We start from the raw sequence: 20,053 nt of genomic DNA, 5'->3' as shown, positions 1-20,053 counted from the left end.
GGGCTCGTTCGCCACGCAGGCTGCCTTGCGGCGCCCGCGCGACGTGCGGGATTACTTCGCGTTCGCGAATGCGACTGCCGTATCCAGCATGCGGTTCGAGAAACCCCACTCGTTGTCGTACCAGCTCGACACCTTGACGAGGCGGCCCGAAACCTTGGTCAGCGTCGCGTCGAACGTCGACGAAGCCGGGTTGTGGTTGAAGTCGATCGACACCAGCGGTGCGTCGTTGTAGCCGAGGATGCCCTTCAGCGCGCCTTCCGATGCTTCCTTCATGATCGCGTTGACTTCCTCGACCGTCGTGTCGCGCTTCGCGATGAACGACAGGTCGACGATCGACACGTTAATCGTCGGGACGCGGATCGCGTAGCCGTCGAGCTTGCCGTTCAGTTCCGGCAGCACGAGGCCGACGGCGGAAGCCGCACCCGTCTTCGTCGGGATCTGGCTGTGGGTGGCCGAACGCGCGCGGCGCAGGTCTTCGTGATAGACGTCCGTCAGCACCTGGTCGTTGGTGTACGCGTGGATCGTCGTCATCAGGCCGGTTTCGAGGCCGATCTTGTCGTTCAGCGGCTTGACGAGCGGCGCGAGGCAGTTCGTCGTGCACGATGCGTTCGAGATGACGGTGTGCTCGGCCTTCAGCACGTTGTGGTTCACGCCATAGACGATCGTCGCGTCGACGTCCTTGCCGCCCGGCGCCGAGATGATCACCTTCTTCGCGCCGCCCTTCAGGTGCGCGCTCGCCTTTTCCTTCGTCGTGAAGAAGCCCGTGCATTCCATCACGACGTCGACGCCCAGCTCGCCCCACGGCAGTTCCGCCGGGTTGCGGTTGGCCAGCACGCGGATCTTGTCGCCGTTCACGACGAGGTAGTCGCCGTCGACCGACACTTCACCCGGGAACTTGCCGTGCGCGGTGTCGTACTGGGTCAGGTGCGCGTTGGTCTTCGCATCGCCCAGGTCGTTGATCGCGACGATCTCGAGATCGTGCTTCTTGCCGTTTTCATAAAACGCGCGCAGCGTGTTGCGGCCGATACGGCCGTAGCCGTTGATTGCGACGCGAATCGTCATGGTCTATCTCCTGATGGCTGAAAAAATTCGTTTCGTGCAGCTTCACGGTGCGACGCGCGCGGGGCGGCGCGCGTCGCGAATGCTTTTAGGCCAGCACGGCCTTCGCGGTCTCGACGACGCGCTCGACAGTGAAGCCGAAGTACTTGAACAGCACGCCGGCCGGGGCCGATTCGCCGAACGTGTCGATCCCGACGACGCCGCCTTCGAGGCCGACGTACTTGTGCCAGAACGCGGTCACGCCCGCCTCGATCGCAACGCGGCGCACGCCGTGCGGCAGCACGCGTTCGCGGTATTCGGCGTCCTGGCGATCGAACACGTTGGTCGACGGCATCGACACGACGCGGGCCGCGATGCCCTGCTGCGCGAGCGGCTCGACGGCCTTCATCGCGAGCTCGACTTCCGAGCCCGTCGCGATCAGGATGATCTTGCGCGCGACGATCTCTTCGTCCCAGTCCTTCAGCACGTAACCGCCCTTCTCGATGTTGGCGATCTGCGCGTCGGTGCGCGGGTTGAACGCGAGGTTCTGGCGGCTGAAGATCAGGCTCGACGGACGGTCGGCGGCAACCGCGTGGGTCCATGCGACGGCCGTCTCGACCGTGTCGGCCGGGCGCCATACGTCGTGGTTCGGGATCAGGCGCAGGCTCGACACGTGCTCGATCGACTGGTGCGTCGGGCCGTCTTCGCCGAGGCCGATCGAATCGTGCGTGAACACGAAGATCGACGGGACCTTCATCAGCGACGCGACGCGCAGCGCGTTGCGGCTGTAGTCGGAGAACGTCAGGAACGTGCCACCGAACGGCTTGTGGCCGCCGTGCAGCGCGAGGCCGTTGATCGCGGCGCTCATGCCGAATTCGCGCACGCCGTAGTTGATGTGGTTGCCGAGCAGCACGCCGGCGCCTTCCGGATTCGCGCGGACCGCCTTCGATGCCTTCCAGTTGGTCAGGTTCGAGCCGGTCAGGTCGGCCGAGCCGCCGAGCAGCTCGGGCAGTGCGGCGGCCAGCCCTTCGATCGCCTGCTGCGATGCCTTGCGGGTCGCGACCGTCTCGGCGCGCTCATTCGCGCCGGCGATGATCGCCGCGGCCTTCTCGGCCCAGTCGGCCGGCAGCTTGTTCGCCATCCGGCGTTCGAATTCAGCGGCTTCTGCCGGGAATTTCGCGCGATATTGCGCGAACGACGCGTCCCATTCGGCTTCGGCACGCTTGCCTGCTTCCTTCGCATCCCATGCCGCATAGACTTCCTGCGGGATCACGAACGGTTCCCACTTCCAGCCGAGCGCTTCGCGCGTCTTTGCGATTTCTTCGGCGCCGAGCGCCGCGCCGTGCACGTCGTGGCCGCCGGCCTTGGTTGCCGCGCCCTTGCCGATCACCGTCTTGCAGCAGATCAGCGTCGGCTTGTCCGACAGCTTCGCCTTCGCGATCGCCGCGTCGACCGCGTCGACGTCATGGCCGTTCACGTTCGGGATCACGTTCCAGCCGTATGCCTCGAAGCGCTTCGGGGTATCGTCGTGGAACCAGTTGACGACGTCGCCGTCGATCGAGATGCCGTTGTCGTCGTACAGCGCGATCAGCTTGTTCAGCTTCAGCGTGCCCGCGAGCGAGCAGGCTTCGTGCGAGATGCCTTCCATCAGGCAGCCGTCGCCGAGGAACACGTACGTGTGGTGATCGACGATCTTCGCGCCGTCACGGTTGAACTCGTCGGCCATCAACGCTTCGCCGAGCGCCATGCCGACCGCGTTCGCGAGACCCTGGCCGAGCGGGCCGGTGGTCGTCTCGACGCCCGGCGTGATGCCGTATTCCGGGTGGCCCGGCGTCTTCGAATGCAGCTGGCGGAAGTTCTTCAGCTCTTCCATCGGCAGGTCGTAGCCGGTCAGGTGCAGCAGCGAGTACAGCAGCATCGAGCCATGGCCGTTCGACAGCACGAAGCGGTCGCGGTCTGCCCAGTGCGGGTTCGTCGGGTTGTGCTTCAGGTGGCGCGACCAGAGCGCAACGCCGATTTCGGCCATGCCCATCGGCATGCCGGGGTGGCCGGAGTTCGCTTGCTGGACGGCGTCCATCGCGAGCGCACGGATCGCGTTGGCCATCAGGGTGGTGGAGGCGGGAGACGAAGTCGTCATGTCGAGTCCGGAGAACGAGTCGAGGAAACGGGGGCACGGCGGCATCCGGAAGCTCGAGCGTCAATCGTTCCCGGCGCGCGGTGCGGCGCCTGACGGACGCGAAGCGGACGGAGCCTACGGACGGGGCTGCAAAGCTCGTCATTTTAACAGATGGGCTGACATTTCCCTTGTCGGCGCGCGGTGTTCCGGCACGCTTTTCCGTGGAACCGCGCGCCTCCTATAATTCAGGCGTCGGAACTGCCCGCCTCGCGCGGCCCGCCCGTGAACACGACCCTTCTCTTCCATCCCACGCCCGACGCCGCGTACGGCTTCCCGAACGCACGCCGGCTCGCGCACGTCGCGTCGCCGCACCAGCACATCGAAGTCTGGGAAACCCCGCAGCTCGGCCGCCTGTTCACGCTGGACGGACGGCCGATGACGTCGGTCGGCGACGAATACGTGTACCACGAGTGCATGACGCACCCGGCCGCGCTCGCGCATCCGTGCCCGAGGAAGGCGCTCGTGCTCGGCGGCGGCGACGGCGGCGCGGCGCGTCAGCTGCTCAAGCACGCGTGCATCGAGCGAATCGTCGTCGCGGAACTCGACGACGAAGTGGTCGGCATGGCGCGCCGCTATCTCGACGACGTGCACCAGGGCGCGCTCGACGATCCGCGCGTCGAGGTCGTGATCGGCGACGCCGCGCATTTCGTCACGTCGACCGTCGAGCATTTCGATCTCGTCGTGTTCGATCTCACGCCGCCCGATTCGCCGGCGGCCGGCCTCTATACGCGCGAGTTCTACGCGCGCCTCAAGCGGATCCTCACGCCGTGCGGCGCGATCTCGATGCATCTTGGCTCGCCGGTGTTCCACACGGCGCGCGTCGCCGCGCTGCTCGCCGACCTGCGCGCGAGCTTCGCCGTCGTCGATCCATTGTCCGCGCACGTGCCGCTGTACGGCTCCCAATGGCTGATGGCGATCGCGAGCGACACGCTCGATGCGGCCGCGCTGTTCGCGCACGACATCGACGAGCGCCTCGCCGCGCGCCGCGTGCAGGGCTTGCGCTACTACGATGCGCGACTCCATGCGGCCCTCTTTGCCCTGCCGCGCGCGCTGCGCGATACACTGGGCGTTCGCCGCTGAGATTCCGGGCGGACGCATCGTTCCGCGGGCTCGCCGCGCTATCTCCCGCGCTCGGCCCGCCACGCGCAGGCCCGGAATGATGCATGCGGCCCGCCGGCGCATCCGCGGGACCGCACCCGGCGCCCGCGCGCCAATACCCGTTGGACTGCGAAGCATGGGACCGGAGTAACCGCTCAAGCGCCAACACCGTTCGACAGGAGATTTTCATGACCGATCCACGTCCGGCCAACGTGCCTTGGTTGACGCCTTACCTAGCCGTGCGCAATGCGCAGGCGGCCATCGAGTTCTTCCAGGCCGCATTCGGCTTCGGGTTGCGCGACGTCCTCGACGAGGACGGCGCGATCATGCACGTCGAGATGACCTACCGCGGGCAACTGATCGTGATGTTCGCCCCCGAAGGCGCGTTCGGCTCGACCGCGCTCACGCCGAAGAGTGCGGACGCAACCGCCCCGCAGTCGTTCTACCTGTATGTCGACGACGTCGACGCGACCTGGCAGCGCGCGCTCGACGCAGGCGCGAAATCGCTGACCGCGCCGCAAGACCAGTTCTGGGGCGACCGCTTCGCGCAGATCGAGGATCTCGACGGCTACCGCTGGGCGCTCGCACGCCGCCTGGTCGCATGAACGGAGCCGCGATACGCATGAGTGAAGCCACCACCACCGCGGCCGTGCCGCGCTTTTTCATCGAGGCGACGCTGCGTACCGACGCGACGCTCGCGTTGCCGGCCGACGTCGCGCGTCACGCGCAAGTGCTGCGGCTGCAGCCCGGCGACACGCTCGCGCTGTTCGACGGCAGCGGCGGCCAGTACCGCGCGCGGCTCGTCGAGATCGACAAGCGCAGCGCGCTCGCGCAGATCGAAGCATTCGACCCGGCCGAGGCCGAGCCGCCCTATCGCGTGACGCTCGCGCAAGGCATTGCCGGCGGCGACAAGATGGACTGGGTGATCGAGAAGGCCGTCGAGCTCGGCGTCGCGGCGGTCGTGCCGCTGTCGACCGCGCGCGGCGTCGTGAAACTGTCCGGCGAGCGCGCGGACAAGCGCGTCGCGCACTGGCGCGGCGTCGTGCGCGCGTCGTGCGAACAATGCGGGCGCAACCGCGTGCCCGACGTCGCGCCGGTACGCGGCTTCGGCGCCTGGCTCGACATGCTGCCCGCCGCGCCGGCCGACGGCGAGCTGCGGCTGCTGCTGTCGCCGCGCGCGAGCATCCCGTTCGCGTCGCTGCCCGATGCGCCGCCCGCGGCGGCCGTCACACTGCTGATCGGCCCCGAAGGCGGGCTGTCGCCGGACGAGGAAAACACGGCACGCGCGCAAGGATTCACCGCGTTGTCGCTCGGTCCGCGCGTGCTGCGCACCGAGACGGCCGGCGCGGCCGTGCTCGCGGCACTGGCCGCCCGCTGGGGCGGCTGGTGACGAACCCGACGCGCCGCGACACGCCCCCCCCCCCCGCTCGCGGGGCCTCCACGTGAATGCGGCGCGTTTCAACCTTGCGGCTGACTGCGCGCGCGGACGCAAAAAGGCCCGCGCAAGGCGGGCCTTTTGTCGGATCGGCCGCGATCGGGCGGCCGGCGGGTTCGCGTTTTACGCGAACGAATAGAACACGCGGAACGCGACCTTGCGCTCGGCCCAGAATTCGGCGGCTTCGCGGAACACGTCGAGCAGCGTCTCGCGCCCTTCCTTGTCGAATTTCTGCGCGATCGGCAGCCCTTCGAGGACGATCACGAAACCGGGCTGCGCGCCAGCCTTCGCGACGAGGTCGGTCAGGCAGTCGTACAGCGCATCGTAGTTCTTCCCGAAATGCTTCGGAAACAGGAACGACGTCGCGATCGTCTCCATCACTTCCTGCTTCGACTGCGCGGCGCCGCAATACGCGTACAGGAAATGCTGGCCGAGCCGGCCGGCTTCGTCGGCGAGATCCTGCACGCGGAACGCGCGGATCGACTGCACGAGGTTGGGTCGCACGGTCGTGAAAAGGCTCATAGGCTCCTCGTTCGATGAAAGCCCGGGCTCGGCTTCCTGTTGCTCAGGCGCGCCGCCGGCCTGTGCCGCCGCGTGGAGTTGCATCACACGCTGAAACAGATTGCCGTCGCCGGCCGCGAACAGTTCCGCCGCCGCCGTATCGTGCGCGTAGATGGAGTCGCTCATGCCGTTCATCCCGAAGTCATTCAACAATACGTTTAAAACTGTTGTAGTGGTCGTCCGTGTAATAACAGTTGTCGATCCGGCGCAATGGCCCGCCACAGACGATCCGGCGCGCGCCGCGATTGCGCGCGCGCGGCGTCGGCACCGTGTACTCGTGGTAGTAGCCGCGCTTCGCCTTCGGCAGGATCCGCTCACGGTTGCCGAAAACGACGCCGTCTTTCTCGTACGGATAGGGGCCACCGGCGCCGATCAGGCCAAGCGTGGTCACGGCCTCACGCGGCAGACGGGCGGTCGGGATCGTATCGACCCCGCCGACGGCCATGTCGGCCGAAACGGCCTGCCGTGCGTAAGCGGCGGAAACCAGACTGCCCGTCGGTGTACCGACGATACCCATCGCGAACATCGCGAAGACGGACGCGAGCGCGCCGTTGCGGAGCCACTTGCGTGCCATGAACCAGGGTTCCCGCTGTTAAATCAAGTAGTTGACGACCAACCAAAGGCGTTAGCGTAGCGCTATTGTTCGCGCGAATCAATGTTCGTTTGGGAATCGAAAGGCTGGTTCCACCTGCGAGCGTGCATTTTTTACCGAAAACAGACTGCATTTATCCTAAACAGGATAAAATATCGACGGCATCTCTCGTATGGCAAGACCCCGCCTCCTTGCCACGCTCGCTGCCCTGAGTGGAGAGATGCTGCTGTTGCTTACGGGAAGCGCGTTTGCGCCCTGCCCGACGGCGTGTCCATTGCGGGCAGGCCTCTTTTTGCTTTTGTTTACAATTTCGCCCACCGCGCGGCACGGTTCGACCTTCGACCGTTGCCGCGCGGTTCGTTACGACTCAGCGTGCGGCGTTCACGTCGGCGACCAGCAGCGCCGCCATGTTGACGATGCGGCGAACGGTCGCCGATTCGGTCAGCACATGCACCGGCTGGGCCGCGCCCAGCAGGATCGGCCCGATCGCGATGTTGTTGCCGGCGGCCGTCTTCAACAGGTTGTACGCGATGTTCGCGGCATCGATGTTCGGCAGGATCAGCAGGTTCGCGTCGCCTTCCAGCGTCGATTCCGGCAGGATTTCCTTGCGCAGCGCCGCGTCGAGCGCGACGTCGCCGTGCATTTCGCCGTCGACCTTCAACTCCGGCGCTCGTTCCTGCAGGATCGTGAGCGTATCGCGCATCTTCTGCGCCGAAGGCGCATTGCTCGTGCCGAAATTCGAGTGCGACAGCAACGCGACCTTCGGCTCGATGCCGAACCGGCGCACTTCTTCCGCCGCCATGATCGTGATCTCGGCGAGTTGCTCCGGGGTCGGATCGACGTTCACGTGCGTGTCGACCAGGAAGATCTGGCGACCCGGCAGCACGAGGCCGTTCATTGCCGCGTACACGCTGCAGCCCGGGCGCTTGCCGATCACCTGGTCGATGAAGTGCAGGTGGCGGTGCGTGGTGCTGATCGTGCCGCAGATCATCCCGTCCGCTTCGCCCTTCTTCACCAGCATCGAGCCGATCAGCGTCGTGCGGCGGCGCATCTCGACGCGGGCCAGCTGCTCGCTGATGCCCTTGCGCGCCATCATCTTGTAGTACGTCTGCCAGAAGTCGCGGTAGCGCTCGTCGTGCTCGGTGTTGACGACCGTGAAGTCGGCGCCCGGCGTGAGGCGCAGGCCGTAGCGCTGGATACGGTGCTCGATCACCGACGGGCGGCCGATCAGGATCGGCTTCGCGAGCTTCTCGTCGACGATGATCTGCACGGCGCGCAGCACGCGCTCTTCCTCGCCTTCCGCGAACACGACGCGCTTCTTCTCCGCCGGCGCGCTGCGCGCGAGCTGGAAGATCGGCTTCATCGTCGTGCCGCTGTGGTACACGAACTGCTGGAGGTGAACGCGGTACGCCTCCATGTCCTCGATCGGGCGCGTCGCGACGCCGCCGTCCATCGCGGCCTGCGCGACGGCCGGTGCGATCTTGACGATCAGGCGCGGATCGAACGGCTTCGGAATCAGGTATTCGGGCCCGAACGACAGGTCCTGGATCCCATATGCGGTCGCGACGATGTCGCTTTGCTCGTGCTGCGCGAGTTCGGCGATCGCGTTGACGGCCGCGATCTCCATTTCACGCGTGATCGTCGTCGCGCCGACGTCGAGCGCGCCGCGGAAGATGAACGGGAAGCACAGGACGTTGTTGACCTGGTTCGGATAGTCGGTGCGGCCGGTCGCGAGAATTGCGTCGGGGCGCACTTCGAGCGCCGCTTCCGGCAGGATCTCCGGCGTCGGGTTCGCGAGCGCGAGGATCAGCGGGCGCTCGGCCATGCCCTTCACCATTTCCTGCTTCAGCACGCCGGCGGCCGACAGGCCGAGGAAGATGTCCGCGCCGTCGATCACCTCGGCCAGCGTGCGGGCGTCGGTCTCGCGGGCGAAACGCTCCTTGTCCGGATCCATCAGCTCCGTGCGGCCCTTGTAGACGACGCCGGCCAAGTCGGTCACCGTGATGTTCTCGAGCGGCAGGCCGATGTCGACCAGCAGGTCCAGGCACGCGAGCGCGGCCGCACCCGCGCCGGACGCGACGAGCTTCACCTTCTTGATGTCCTTGCCGACGACCTTCAGGCCGTTCGTGACGGCCGCGGCCACGACGATCGCGGTGCCGTGCTGGTCGTCGTGGAACACCGGGATCTTCATCCGCTTGCGCGCTTCGCGCTCGACGATGAAGCAGTCGGGCGCCTTGATGTCTTCCAGGTTGATCCCGCCGAAGGTCGGCTCCAGCGCGGCGATCACGTCGACCAGCTTGTGCGGATCCGACTCGTTCAGCTCGATGTCGAACACGTCGATGCCGGCGAATTTCTTGAACAGTACGGCCTTGCCTTCCATCACCGGCTTCGACGCGAGCGGGCCGATGTTGCCGAGCCCGAGCACCGCCGTGCCGTTCGTGACGACGCCGACCAGGTTGCTGCGCGCCGTGAAGCGCGCGGCGTTCAGCGGGTTCTCGACGATCTCCTCGCATGCATACGCGACGCCCGGCGAATACGCGAGCGCGAGGTCGCGCTGGTTGATCATCTGCTTGGTCGGGGCAATCGCGATCTTCCCGGGCGTCGGGAATTCGTGATAGTCGAGAGCGGCTTCGCGGAGCTTGGCTTTGGAGGAGGCTTGAGTCGACATGTGTCTCTTGACGTGCGGATTAGAATAACTGTTCGACGGCATTGTAGCGCCAATCCAAGGCCGCCAGACCGGCGATTCGGGTGCAACAGCCGCGACAAAAATGTACTGAACGGTGCAGGAACGGCGCCGTTCGCTGCGTACAATGCCGTTCCCTTCACCGCTTCCGGGTTCGTCCGCCGTGCCAGCCGCCCTGTCCGAGTTTTCGCTGATCGATCGCTTCTTCGCGCGCCGCGCGGCCCGGGGGGCGCGTGCGTCGACGCTCGGCATTGGTGACGATTGCGCGCTGATCGCGCCTCGATCCGGAAAATTGCTGGCCATTTCGACGGACATGCTGGTCGAAGGCCGCCATTTCTTCCCTGATGTCGCGCCCGACGCGCTCGGCCACAAGACGCTCGCGGTCAATCTGTCGGATCTCGCGGCGATGGGCGCCGAGCCGCGCGCGTTCACGCTCGCGTGCGCACTGCCGCGCGCGGACGCGGCGTGGCTCGAGGCATTCAGCAACGGGCTGTTCGCGCTCGCCGAGCGGTTCGGCTGCGAGCTGATCGGCGGCGACACGACGAGCGGGCCGCTGAACCTGTGCGTGACCGTGCTCGGCGAAGTCTCGCCGGACGCCGCGCTGCGGCGCGATGCCGCGCGCGACGGCGACGACGTCTGGGTGTCCGGCACGCTCGGCGACGCCCGCGCGGGGCTCGGGCTCGCGCGCGGCGAATGGGCCGCCGGCGCGGACGAAGCCGCCGCGTTCCGGCTGGCGCTCGAGCGTCCCGAGCCGCGCATCGCGCTCGGGCTTGCGCTCGCGGGCGTCGCGCATGCGGCGCTCGACATCTCGGACGGCCTCGCCGGCGACTTGCAGCACATCCTGACCCGCTCGAACGTACGCGCCGAGATCGACGCGGACGCGGTCCCGCGCTCGGCCGCGCTCGCGACGCTGCCGCCCGACGTGCAGCGACGCTGCATGCTCGCCGGCGGCGACGACTACGAACTGTGTTTCACCGCGCCGGCCGCGGCCCGCACGGCGATCGAGGCAGCGAGCGCGAGCGCCGGCGTCCGGGTCACGCGAGTCGGTACAATACACGCGTTGTCCTCGCCGTCGGAGCAGCCCGCGATCGCGTGGCGCGACGCCGCCGGCGCCCCCCTGACTCTCACGTTGCACGGTTTCGACCACTTCCATGCAGACTGACCCGACCGCGCAATCCGCGGCCGCGCCCGGCGCCGCCCGCAACGCGCCGCAGCGCGCCACCGCGCGCTTCATGCTGTCGCACCCGGCGCATATCGTGTCGTTCGGCTTCGGCAGCGGGCTCGCGCCGTTCATGCCCGGCACGTTCGGCTCGCTGTTCGGCTGGCTCACGTTCGTGGTGCTCAATCGCTACCTGACGGTGCCCGAATGGTGGGCGCTGATCGTGGTCGGTTTCGCGGCGGGCACGTGGATCACCGGTTTCACCGCACGGAAGATGGGCACGTCCGATCCGGGCGCCGTCGTCTGGGACGAAATCGTCGCGATCTGGCTCGTGATGCTGTTCGTCACGCCCGCGACCTTCATCGGCCAGTTGTGGGCGTTCGTCGCGTTCCGCTTCTTCGACATGCTCAAGCCGCCGCCGATCCGCTATTTCGACCGTCGCGTGAAAGGCGGCCTCGGCATCATGGTCGACGACCTGATCGCCGCGTTCATGACGCTGCTCGTGATCGCCTTCTGGCGTTCCGTCGCCGGCTGACCGATTCCCCGACTCCCGTTTCCCGACGCGCATGCCAACCGATTCCGTCGTCCATCAGCTTGCGATCCGCGCAGGCAACAAGCTGCGTGACGAGCACCTGTCGCTCGCCACCGCCGAATCCTGCACGGGCGGCATGATCGCCGCCGCGATCACCGACATCTCCGGCAGCAGCCAGTGGTTCGAGCGCGGCTTCGTCACCTACTCGAACCAGGCCAAGATCGAGATGATCGGCGTGCCGCCCGACCTGATCGAGAAACACGGCGCCGTCAGCGAACCGGTCGCGCGTGCGATGGCCGAAGGCGCGCTGCGCAACAGCCGTGCGCAGGTCGCGCTGTCCGTCACCGGCATCGCAGGCCCGGCTGGCGGCAGCGAGAAAAAGCCGGTCGGCACCGTGTCGTTCGCATGGAGCAACCGACTGCATACGGACGTCGAGACCCTCGTGTTCCGGGGCGACCGCGAACAGATCCGCACGCAGGCGGCCGCGCATGCGCTGCGCGGGCTGCTGAAGCTGCTCGACGAGCGCGAAGGCTGATCCGAAGGCGCGACGGACGGGGCGACCACCGCCCCTGCCCGCTTACGGGATCGCGCCGGGCTTCGCGACGATGGAGTTCTTGTCCGAATTGTTCGCGTGCGCCAGTATGGCAAACACGCGAAGCAGGCGGGCGGCCTGTGCTCCAACGATATTTCAGCGATGCGCGTTGATCGTATCGCGCGTCTTCTGCGCGGCGAGCGCCGCGGCTTCGGCGAAATCCTCGCCCTGGCTCGCGTACAGGATCGCGCGCGACGAGTTGATCATCATCCCCGTGCCGTCGGCGGTGCGGCCCGCGTTGACGGTCGCCTGCACGTCGCCGCCCTGCGCGCCGATGCCGGGGATCAGGAGCGGCATGTCGCCGACGATCCCGCGCACGATCTCGATTTCCTTCGGGAACGTCGCGCCGACCACCAGGCCGAGCTGGCCATTCTTCGCGTTCCATTTGTTCGCCGCGAGATCGGCGACGACCTGATACAGCGGCCGGCCGCCCGTTTCGAGGAACTGCAGGTCCGACCCGCCCGGGTTCGATGTGCGGCACAGCACGATCACGCCCTTGCCGTCGTGCTCGAAGTACGGCTCCACCGAGTCGTAGCCCATGTACGGGTTCACGGTGACCGCGTCCGCGCGATAGCGCTCGAACGCCTCGCGCGCGTACTGCTCGGCCGTGCTGCCGATGTCGCCGCGCTTCGCGTCAAGGATCACGGGCAGGCCCGGATGCTGAAGATGGATGTGCGCGATCAGACGCTCGAGCTGATCTTCCGCGCGATGCGCGGCGAAGTACGCGATCTGCGGCTTGAACGCGCTCGCATACTGCGCGGTCGCGTCGACGATCTGCCGGCAGAATTCGAAGATCGCGTCGGGCTGGCCGTCGAACTGCACGGGAAAGCGCGACGGCTCGGGATCGAGGCCGACGCACAGCAGCGAATTCGTGCGCTGCCACGCGGCGCGCAGCGATTCGATGAAAGTAAGCGGGGAAGACATGGCGGATACTCGCGGCAAACCGTTGGTAGACCGCGTATTTTACCCGCGTCGCCGGCGCCCTTCGCGCGCGGCGGCGTCAATGCGCGCATCGGACCGCTCGACGGTGAACGCGAAACGCCGCGTGAGCCGCTCGCCCGGCGCGAGCAGCGTCATCCCGTGCGCGGCCGCGCCGCCCGGCAGGTTCACCGCATTGATCGGATGATCGACCGGCTCGAAGCAGAAGAATGGCTCGCCGGGCGGCGTATAGAGCACGTACGCATCGGCGTCGGCCGCGATCGTCAACAACAGCCCGCGGCGCGGCCAGCTCACCGTCGCGTGGCCGCCCCAGCCGGTGAACGCATGATTGACGAGCGTCGCCGGCAACGGATACGCGACGCCGAATTGCCAGGCCGGCGGCACGCTCACGTGCCGCACCGGCAGGAAATCCGTGCCCGACAGCCACAGGCCCCCCGCGGCCGCGGCCAGCTCGGTCGCGTCGTCGCGCACCAGGAACGGATGCAGGCCGAGCCCGAACGGCAACCGTGCGCGCCCCGTATTCTCGATCGTCAACGCGATCGACAGCGTCGTGTCGTCGAGCGCGAACGACTGGATCGCGCGAAACGCATATGGCGCGCCGCTCGCGCGATCGAGCGACAGCTGCAGCGTCGTGTCGGTCGCGTCGTCCACCTGCCACGGCGCGAGCCAGCCGTCGCCGTGAATCGGCAGCGGCTCGTCGCGGCGATTGCGCGGCACCGCGATGCTGCGTCCGTCGAATTCGAAGCGGCCGTTGCCGATCCGGTTCGAGTACGGCAACAACGGATAGCACGCGAGCGCGTTCGGATCCGTCGCCGTTTCCGGATGCTCGCAGCGGCGAAACACCGGCACCAGCGCGCCGTGATCGCCGCGCCAGTCGAAGCGCGCGATGCCGCCGCCCAGGTGCGGCAGCACGTCTAGCCGCAGCGCCGCGTTCGACAGCGTGACGGCCGCCGCATGCGCGGCGCCGACGCCCTGCGCGAACGCGGCGGTCTGCGGGCCGGCGCTGACCGGCTGCGCGGCGGCAGCCAGGCGCGCGCGGCGCGACTGGCTCGTGGACGACGACGATGCGCGCGAGGACGTGGCGGTCATGATGAACTCCTTTCCTTCGTCGATGAAACGATACGGGGCGCCGCGAGCGCTGCCCCCGGCAATCAGGCCCAGCCGCCGTCGACCACCACGTCCTGCGCGGTGATCATCCGGCTGTCGTCGGCCGCGAGAAACAGCGCCATGCGCGCGAGATCGTCCGGCAGCAACTCGGCGTCGATGCACTGCCCGGCCTTGATCGACGCACGGCCGGCGTCGTCGAGCCACAGCCGGCGTTGCTTGTCGGTCATCACCCAGCCGGGCACCAGCGAATTCACGCGGATGCCGAACGGGCCGAGATCGCGCGCGAGGCCGCGCGTGAGGCCCTGCACGGCCGCCTTCGCCATCACGTAGACGGGGTAGCCGCCGTTCTTCAGCATCCAGCTGATCGAGCCGAGATTGATGATCGCGCCGCCGCCGCGCTGCTTCATGTCGTCGATCACCGCCTGCGCCGCGAAGAACTGGTGGCGCAGGTTCACCGCGATGCCCGCGTCGAACGATTCGGGCGTCACGTCGGCGATCGCGTGGCGCGTGTCGTTCGCCGCGTTGTTCACGAGCACCGCGATCGCGCCGATGCGCGCGCGAATCGCGTCGATCGCATGGCGCAGCGCGCCGATGTCGGTCAGGTCGCACGGCAGGAACAGCGGCGCGTGGCGCACATCCGGCGCCTGCGCGAGGCTTTCCGCGAGCGCCTGGCCCGCGTGCGCGTCGAGATCGACGAACGCGACGCGCGCGCCCTGCCGCGCGAAATGCTCGACGAACGACGCGCCGATTCCGGTCGCGCCGCCCGTGATCAGCACCGCGCGATCCGCGAGGCTCGGGTAGCGCGCATAACGCGCGTCGCTCGCGGCGTGCTGCGCCTGCGCGGGTGTTTCGATGGTCATGCGAATCGTCTCCGTGGAATCGGTCAGTCGCGTACGCCGCGATTCTTCAGCTGGTCGAGCAGCACGGCCGCGAGCAGGATCGCGCCGCGCACCAGGTACTGGTAGAACGCGTCGATGTTCAGCAGGTTCATCACGTTCTCGACGGTGCCCATGATCAGCACGCCGATCACGACGCCTGAAATCGTCGCGCGGCCGCCCATCAGCGACACGCCGCCGAGCACGCACGCGGAGATCACGTTCAGCTCGAAGCCCTGCGCGGCGTTCGGCTGGCCCGACGTGATGCGCGATGCGAGGATCACGCCGGCGAGCGCCGTCACCGCGCCCTGGATCAGGAAGATGTATACGCGCGTGCGTTCGACGTTGATCCCCGCGAGGCGCGACGCCTCGGGATTGCCGCCGATCGCGAGCGTATTGCGGCCGTACACGGTCTGGTTCAGCAGCACGCCGAACACGATGAAGCACATGAGCGTGACCCAGATCGGCAGCGAGACGCCGAAGAGCGACAGCCCGCCGAGCGCGATGAACGTATCGGACGACACGCCGACCGCCTGCCCCTTCGACACGATGAAGCCGAGCCCGCGCACGATTTCCATCGTCGCGAGCGTCGTGATCAGCGCGTTGATGCGCAGGTATGCGATCACCGCGCCGTTCACGAAGCCGATCGCGGCGCCTGCCGCGACCGCCGCGACGATCGCGACGAACGTGTTGTCGGTCGCGTTCAGCACCATCGCGCACAGCACGCCCGAGAACGCGACGGTCGAGCCGATCGACAGGTCGAAGTCGCGCGAGGCCAGACAGAACATCATCGTGCACGCGACCATCCCGATCTGCGAGATCGACAGCGCGAGGCCGAGCATGTTGTCGATCGAGAAGAAGTGATCGACCGTCAGCGACATCGTCAAGAACATCACCGCGAAGATCGCGATCAGGCTGTATTCGGTGAGATGCTGCCACCACTTCTGGCGGTCGCTCTGTTGTGGAACCAGCGCGTCGGCCGACGGCTTCACGGCTGCGCTGGCGAGGTTTTCCCTGACTTGCATGGTTGTGTCTCCTGCTCCTGCATCGCGCGGCCCGCGCCGCGCTTGATCGATTCGAAAGTCCTGCGCCACACGCGGCGACCTCAAACTGCGTCAGCTGCCTCGACGACGCTCGTCTGCGGCAGCGCGAGGCTCAGCACCGCATGCTCGTTCGCCTGCTCGCGCGGCAGCTCGCCCGCGATGCGGCCTTCTCGCATCACGACGATGCGGTCGGACACGCCGAGCACTTCCGGCAATTCCGACGACACCATCACGATCGCGCAGCCGCGCTCCGCGAGCCGGTAGATCACGTCGTAGATCTCGTGCTTCGCGCCGACGTCGATGCCGCGCGTCGGCTCGTCGAGGATCACGACCTTCAGGTCGGGCTCCGCGAGCCAGCGCGACAGGATCGCCTTCTGCTGATTGCCGCCCGACAGGAAGCGGATCTTCTGCCGCCGGTTCGGCGTCTTGATCTTCAGCCGCTGGATGAAGCGGTCGGCCGTTTCGGTCTCGGTCTTGCGGTCGATGAACAGCCCCGCGCGCAGCGAATGGCGGCGGCAGCTGATGTTGATGTTCTCCGCGACCGACGCCATCGCGATGATCCCTTCCTCCTTGCGATCCTCCGGGCACAGCACGATGCCGTGGCGGATCGCGTCGCCGGTGCGCTTCACGTCGATGCGCTTGCCGTCGAGCGTCAGCGCGCCCGCGCGCCGGCGGTCCGCGCCGTACACGAGCCGCATCAGTTCGCTGCGGCCCGCGCCGACCAGCCCGAAGAAGCCGACGATCTCGCCCGCGCGCACCGAGAAGCTCGCGGGTTCGCGCAACGCGGGGCCGTCGACGCCTTCGGCGGAAAACCGCACGTCGCCGAGCGCACGCGGCGCGTAGTGATAGATATCGGCGATCTCGCGCCCGACCATCTCGGCGACCAACCGCTCGCGCGGCACGTCGGCGAGCGATTCGTGCGACGCGATCTTGCGCCCGTCGCGGAAGATCGTGCACGCATCGCACAACCGGTAGATCTCGTCCATCCGGTGCGAGATGTAGATCAGCGCGCGACCCTGCGCGCGCAGGTCGTCGACGAGCTTGAACAGCACCTCGGTCTCGCGGTGCGACAGCGAGCTCGTCGGTTCGTCGAGCGCGATCACGCGCGCGTTGCGCATCAGCGCCTTGCAGATCTCGACCATCTGCCGCTGCGCGATCGACAGCCGCCCGAGTTTCGCGTCGGGATCGAGATCGACGCCCATCGCCGCGAGCCGCTCGCGCACGTGGCGCTTCGCCTCGCCTTTTTTCACCCAGCCGAGCGCGTTCGGCAAGCGGCCGAGCAGCAGGTTCTCCGCGACCGTCAGGTCGGGCACGTACTGGAGTTCCTGGTGAATCACCGCAATGCCGGCCGCGATCGACGCGGCCGCACTCGAGAAATGCACGGGCTGGCCGTCGACCAGCACGCTGCCCGCATCGGGCTGGTATTCGCCGCCGAGAATCTTCAGCAGCGTCGACTTGCCCGCGCCGTTCTCGCCCATCAGGCCATGCACCTCGCCCGCGTGCACGTCGAACGAGATGCCGTCGAGTGCGCGCACGCCGGGAAATACCTTGCCGATATTGTCAAAACGCAGTGCCGCTGACACGTCGTCTCCCCACTTGCAATTCCATCGATCGCCGGCCGCCGCATCGCCGCGGCAGCCGGCGGGCCGCTTACTTCGATGCGAGCCCCATCTCCTCGCGCACCTTCGACACGTTGTCACGCGTCGCGAGCATGCCGGTCGTCAGCGTCAGCGCCGGCGGTGCCTTGCCCTGCGTGATCCATGCGTACATCAGATCCGAGGTTTCCTCGCCGTGGCGCTTCGGGCTGATGATCACGGTGCCGTAGAAGCCCGTCGGCTGCGGCTTCTTGAATTCGTTGAGCGCCGAATCGGAGCCGCCGATGCCGATGCCGATCATGTTGTCCGCCTTGAAGCCGCGTCCTTCCGCCGCGCGCACCGCGCCAAGCACGGCCTCGTCGTTCAGGCCGTACGCGACCCAGTGCTTGAACTGCGGGTTCTTGGTGAGCGCGATGTTCGCCGCATTGAACGCGTTCTCGGTGTCGGTCTTCGCCTGCGGCGCCGCGATCACGTTCGCCTTCGGGAAGCCGGCTGCCACCAGCGCGTCGGTCGCGCCGCTCGTGCGGTCATGCGCGGTCGGCAGTTGCTCGTAGGTGATGTCGATCGCGCCGACGTCCTTCATGTCCCAGCCGCGCTTCTTGATCTCGGCCGCGATGCCGTCGCCGACCTGCTTGCCGATGTTGTACGCGGAGATGCCCATGTGCGGCACCGCCTCGATCGGCTTGCCCGCGCCGTCGACGAGGCGATCGTCGACCGTCATCATCTTCAGGTTGTGCGACTTCGCCTTCGCGACGATGCCCGGCCCGAGCTTCACGTCGGGCGTGCAGATGATGAAGCCCTGCGCCTTCTGCGCGGACAGGTTGTCGATCGCGCTCATCACCTTCTCGCCCGACGGCGCGCCGATCTTCACGAGCGTGAAGCCCTTGTTCTTCGCCGCGATCTCGGCGAACTTCCATTCGTCCTGGAACCACGGCTCTTCCGGCTGCTTCACCAGGAAGCCGATCTTGACCGGGTCGGCCGCGTGCGCGACCGGGCTGCCGATCACCACTGCCGCCGCTGCGGCCAGCGTAACGAAGGTTCTGCGTTTCATCTCCAGTGTCTCCTTGTCTTCATCGAACGGAATGCAGCCGCTTGTTGGTTTCGACGCAGCGTGCGCGCGGCCGTCGCACGTGCGGTCTTTCGAATCGTTGCGTCAGTCGTGGTACAGCGCCGCGCGCCCGCCGTCGACGGTGATGCACGCGGCATTGATGAACGGCGCCTCGTCGGAGGCCAGGAACACGGCCGTCATCGCGACTTCCTCCGGCTTGCCGATCCGCTTCATCGGCTGCAGCGCGAGCGTCTCGGCGCGCGCCGCGGCCGGGTCGGCCTGCGCGTCCCACCAGTCGCGCGTGAGCTGGGTCTCGATATAGCCGGGCGCGATCGCGTTCACGCGCACGTTGCGCGCCGCGTATTCGATGCCGAGCGCACGCGTGAGGCCCAGCACGCCGTGCTTCGCGACCGGATACGGAAAGCAGCCCGGGATGATCCGGAACGCATGCGTCGATGCGATGTTCACGATGCTGCCGCGACCGCGTTCGACCATCCCCGGCAGCGCCGCGCGGCAGCCGTGCCACACGCCGTCGAGATCGACCGCGAAGCAGCGCCGCCAGTCATCGTCGGTCATCGTCAGCGGATCGGCGAACACGTTGATGCCCGCGTTGTTCACGAGCACGTCGAGCGGGCCGAATGCGGCTTCGGTCTGCGCAAGCGCGTCGCGCACCGACTCCTGCCGTGCGACATCCGCCTGCAGCGGCAACGCGCGCGCGCCGTCGTATTCGTGTGCAATCGCGGCGGCCGTGTGCCGCGCCTGCGGAAAGTCGAGATCGACGAGCGCAACTGCCGCGCCTTCGCGCACGAACGCACGCGCGATCGCGGCGCCGATGCCACGGCCCGCACCCGTCACCATCGCGACCTTGCCCGCGAGGCGGCCCATCATGCGGCTCCACCGCGCGCGACGCGCAAGCCGGCCTGGAACGCGCGCGCGTTCGCGGCGGTCGCGTCCGCCGACTGGCCGGGGCGATACAGCGCCGACCCGAGCCCGAACCCGTTGGCTCCGGCCGCGAGGAACGGCTGCATGTTGTCCGGGGAAATTCCGCCGACCGGAATCAGCGGCACCGCGCGGTCGATCACCGCGCGCCATGCCTTCACGACGGACACGCCAAGTTGCTCGGCCGGGAACATCTTCAGCACGTCGGCGCCGTTCGCGAGCGCGGCGAACGCCTCGGTTGGCGTCGCGACGCCCGGCGCGCTGGCCAGCCCGCACTCGCGCGCGCGGCGGATCACGGTCGCGTCGCTGTGCGGCATCACGATCAGCGTGCCGCCGGCGTCGCGCACGCGGTCGACGAATTCGGCGCGCAGCACGGTGCCGGCGCCGACGATCATGTCGTCGGGCAACGCGCGGCGCAGCGCCGCGATGCTGGCGAACGGGTCGGGCGAGTTGAGCGGCACCTCGACGATCCGGAAGCCCGCTTCGTGCAATGCGAGGCCGTGCTCGGCTGCTTCGTCAGGCGTGATGCCGCGCATGATCGCGATCAGCGGACACGCGTCGAACGCGCGCATCAGCGCGGCGTGCGGCGTGTACGGTGCGGGCAACGTAAGGTCGGACGACATCCGTGGTTCCTCTTCAAT

At 67.7% G+C, this 20,053-nt stretch carries 19 protein-coding genes; 6 read left to right on the top strand and 13 right to left on the bottom strand.

The genetic code is table 11. The annotated features are described in order from the left end of the window. Positions 1 to 51: 51 nt before the first annotated feature. Together gap and tkt are read right to left on the bottom strand one after the other, a co-directional pair. Positions 52 to 1,062 carry a type I glyceraldehyde-3-phosphate dehydrogenase gene (gene gap / locus WI26_RS02715; RefSeq protein WP_010091320.1) on the bottom strand — a complete coding sequence of 337 codons (1,011 nt, stop codon included), beginning with the start codon at positions 1,060 to 1,062 and terminating at the stop codon, positions 52 to 54. An 85-nt stretch (positions 1,063 to 1,147) separates the two neighbouring features. Further along, complete coding sequence (gene tkt / locus WI26_RS02710; protein WP_059465370.1) at positions 1,148 to 3,220, bottom strand: transketolase; 2,073 nt, start codon at positions 3,218 to 3,220, stop codon at positions 1,148 to 1,150. Positions 3,221 to 3,436: 216 nt separating this feature from the next. Here tkt and speE point away from each other — a divergent pair, with 216 nt between their 5' ends. The 3 genes from speE to WI26_RS02695 all read left to right on the top strand — a co-directional run bounded on the left by speE (position 3,437) and on the right by WI26_RS02695 (position 5,702). Beyond that, positions 3,437 to 4,294, top strand: a complete 858-nt coding sequence (speE, locus tag WI26_RS02705) for a polyamine aminopropyltransferase (protein ID WP_059465369.1) — start codon at positions 3,437 to 3,439, stop codon at positions 4,292 to 4,294. Positions 4,295 to 4,500: 206 nt separating this feature from the next. Continuing rightward, complete coding sequence (locus tag WI26_RS02700) at positions 4,501 to 4,917, top strand: VOC family protein (RefSeq protein WP_059465368.1); 417 nt, start codon at positions 4,501 to 4,503, stop codon at positions 4,915 to 4,917. Between the two features lie 17 nt (positions 4,918 to 4,934). Next, entirely contained in the window at positions 4,935 to 5,702 is a 768-nt protein-coding gene (locus WI26_RS02695) for a 16S rRNA (uracil(1498)-N(3))-methyltransferase (protein ID WP_069225120.1), read from the top strand. A 168-nt stretch (positions 5,703 to 5,870) separates the two neighbouring features. On the opposite strand, the gene WI26_RS02690 is transcribed toward WI26_RS02695, so the two are convergent. The 3 genes from WI26_RS02690 to WI26_RS02680 form a co-directional block, all read right to left on the bottom strand. Then, complete coding sequence (locus WI26_RS02690; RefSeq protein WP_059452036.1) at positions 5,871 to 6,434, bottom strand: barstar family protein; 564 nt, start codon at positions 6,432 to 6,434, stop codon at positions 5,871 to 5,873. A gap of 16 nt (positions 6,435 to 6,450) precedes the next feature. Further along, a complete protein-coding gene (locus WI26_RS02685; RefSeq protein ID WP_059451950.1) occupies positions 6,451 to 6,882 on the bottom strand; it encodes a ribonuclease in 432 nt (143 codons plus the stop codon). A gap of 385 nt (positions 6,883 to 7,267) precedes the next feature. After that, the gene (locus WI26_RS02680; protein WP_269465987.1) at positions 7,268 to 9,610 is read right to left on the bottom strand and encodes an NADP-dependent malic enzyme; all 2,343 of its coding nucleotides are present in this window, start codon (positions 9,608 to 9,610) and stop codon (positions 7,268 to 7,270) included. 100 nt (positions 9,611 to 9,710) lie between these two features. Between WI26_RS02680 and thiL the strand changes: the two genes are divergently transcribed. Genes thiL through WI26_RS02665 form a run of 3 tightly spaced genes read left to right on the top strand, consistent with a single transcriptional unit; the run spans position 9,711 to position 11,809 of the window. Next, complete coding sequence (gene thiL / locus WI26_RS02675) at positions 9,711 to 10,745, top strand: thiamine-phosphate kinase (protein ID WP_069225118.1); 1,035 nt, start codon at positions 9,711 to 9,713, stop codon at positions 10,743 to 10,745. After that, on the top strand, positions 10,735 to 11,277 hold the full coding sequence (locus WI26_RS02670) for a phosphatidylglycerophosphatase A (protein ID WP_059465364.1): 543 nt from the start codon (positions 10,735 to 10,737) through the stop codon (positions 11,275 to 11,277). The genes thiL and WI26_RS02670 overlap by 11 nt, the downstream gene beginning before the upstream one ends. A gap of 31 nt (positions 11,278 to 11,308) precedes the next feature. After that, entirely contained in the window at positions 11,309 to 11,809 is a 501-nt protein-coding gene (locus WI26_RS02665) for a CinA family protein (protein ID WP_059465363.1), read from the top strand. Positions 11,810 to 11,962: 153 nt separating this feature from the next. Here the strand turns inward: WI26_RS02665 and pyrF are convergent, their stop codons facing one another. The 8 genes from pyrF to WI26_RS02625 all read right to left on the bottom strand — a co-directional run bounded on the left by pyrF (position 11,963) and on the right by WI26_RS02625 (position 20,035). Continuing rightward, complete coding sequence (gene pyrF, locus WI26_RS02660) at positions 11,963 to 12,790, bottom strand: orotidine-5'-phosphate decarboxylase (RefSeq protein ID WP_059465362.1); 828 nt, start codon at positions 12,788 to 12,790, stop codon at positions 11,963 to 11,965. A gap of 39 nt (positions 12,791 to 12,829) precedes the next feature. After that, the gene (locus WI26_RS02655) at positions 12,830 to 13,894 is read right to left on the bottom strand and encodes an aldose 1-epimerase (RefSeq protein ID WP_060188399.1); all 1,065 of its coding nucleotides are present in this window, start codon (positions 13,892 to 13,894) and stop codon (positions 12,830 to 12,832) included. A gap of 62 nt (positions 13,895 to 13,956) precedes the next feature. Beyond that, a complete protein-coding gene (locus tag WI26_RS02650) occupies positions 13,957 to 14,772 on the bottom strand; it encodes an SDR family NAD(P)-dependent oxidoreductase (RefSeq protein ID WP_059465360.1) in 816 nt (271 codons plus the stop codon). 23 nt (positions 14,773 to 14,795) lie between these two features. After that, positions 14,796 to 15,812 (bottom strand): L-arabinose ABC transporter permease AraH, encoded by a 1,017-nt coding sequence (araH, locus tag WI26_RS02645; RefSeq protein WP_059510986.1) that lies wholly within the window; start codon positions 15,810 to 15,812, stop codon positions 14,796 to 14,798. An 80-nt stretch (positions 15,813 to 15,892) separates the two neighbouring features. After that, positions 15,893 to 17,413 (bottom strand): L-arabinose ABC transporter ATP-binding protein AraG, encoded by a 1,521-nt coding sequence (gene araG, locus WI26_RS02640; RefSeq protein ID WP_059465358.1) that lies wholly within the window; start codon positions 17,411 to 17,413, stop codon positions 15,893 to 15,895. Positions 17,414 to 17,480: 67 nt separating this feature from the next. After that, positions 17,481 to 18,476: an arabinose ABC transporter substrate-binding protein gene (locus WI26_RS02635; protein WP_059465357.1), complete on the bottom strand. Its 996-nt coding sequence runs from the start codon at positions 18,474 to 18,476 to the stop codon at positions 17,481 to 17,483. A 102-nt stretch (positions 18,477 to 18,578) separates the two neighbouring features. Beyond that, complete coding sequence (locus WI26_RS02630; RefSeq protein WP_059595932.1) at positions 18,579 to 19,358, bottom strand: SDR family oxidoreductase; 780 nt, start codon at positions 19,356 to 19,358, stop codon at positions 18,579 to 18,581. Then, the gene (locus WI26_RS02625) at positions 19,358 to 20,035 is read right to left on the bottom strand and encodes a 2-dehydro-3-deoxy-6-phosphogalactonate aldolase (RefSeq protein ID WP_069225117.1); all 678 of its coding nucleotides are present in this window, start codon (positions 20,033 to 20,035) and stop codon (positions 19,358 to 19,360) included. The genes WI26_RS02630 and WI26_RS02625 overlap by 1 nt, the downstream gene beginning before the upstream one ends. Positions 20,036 to 20,053 lie beyond the last annotated feature (18 nt).

Source organism: Burkholderia diffusa (genome assembly GCF_001718315.1).
In the GTDB taxonomy this organism is placed as follows: Bacteria; Pseudomonadota; Gammaproteobacteria; order Burkholderiales; family Burkholderiaceae; genus Burkholderia; species Burkholderia diffusa_B.
The sequence above is the reverse complement of the archived record's forward strand: the minus strand, read 5'-3'. Positions and strand labels throughout refer to the sequence as shown.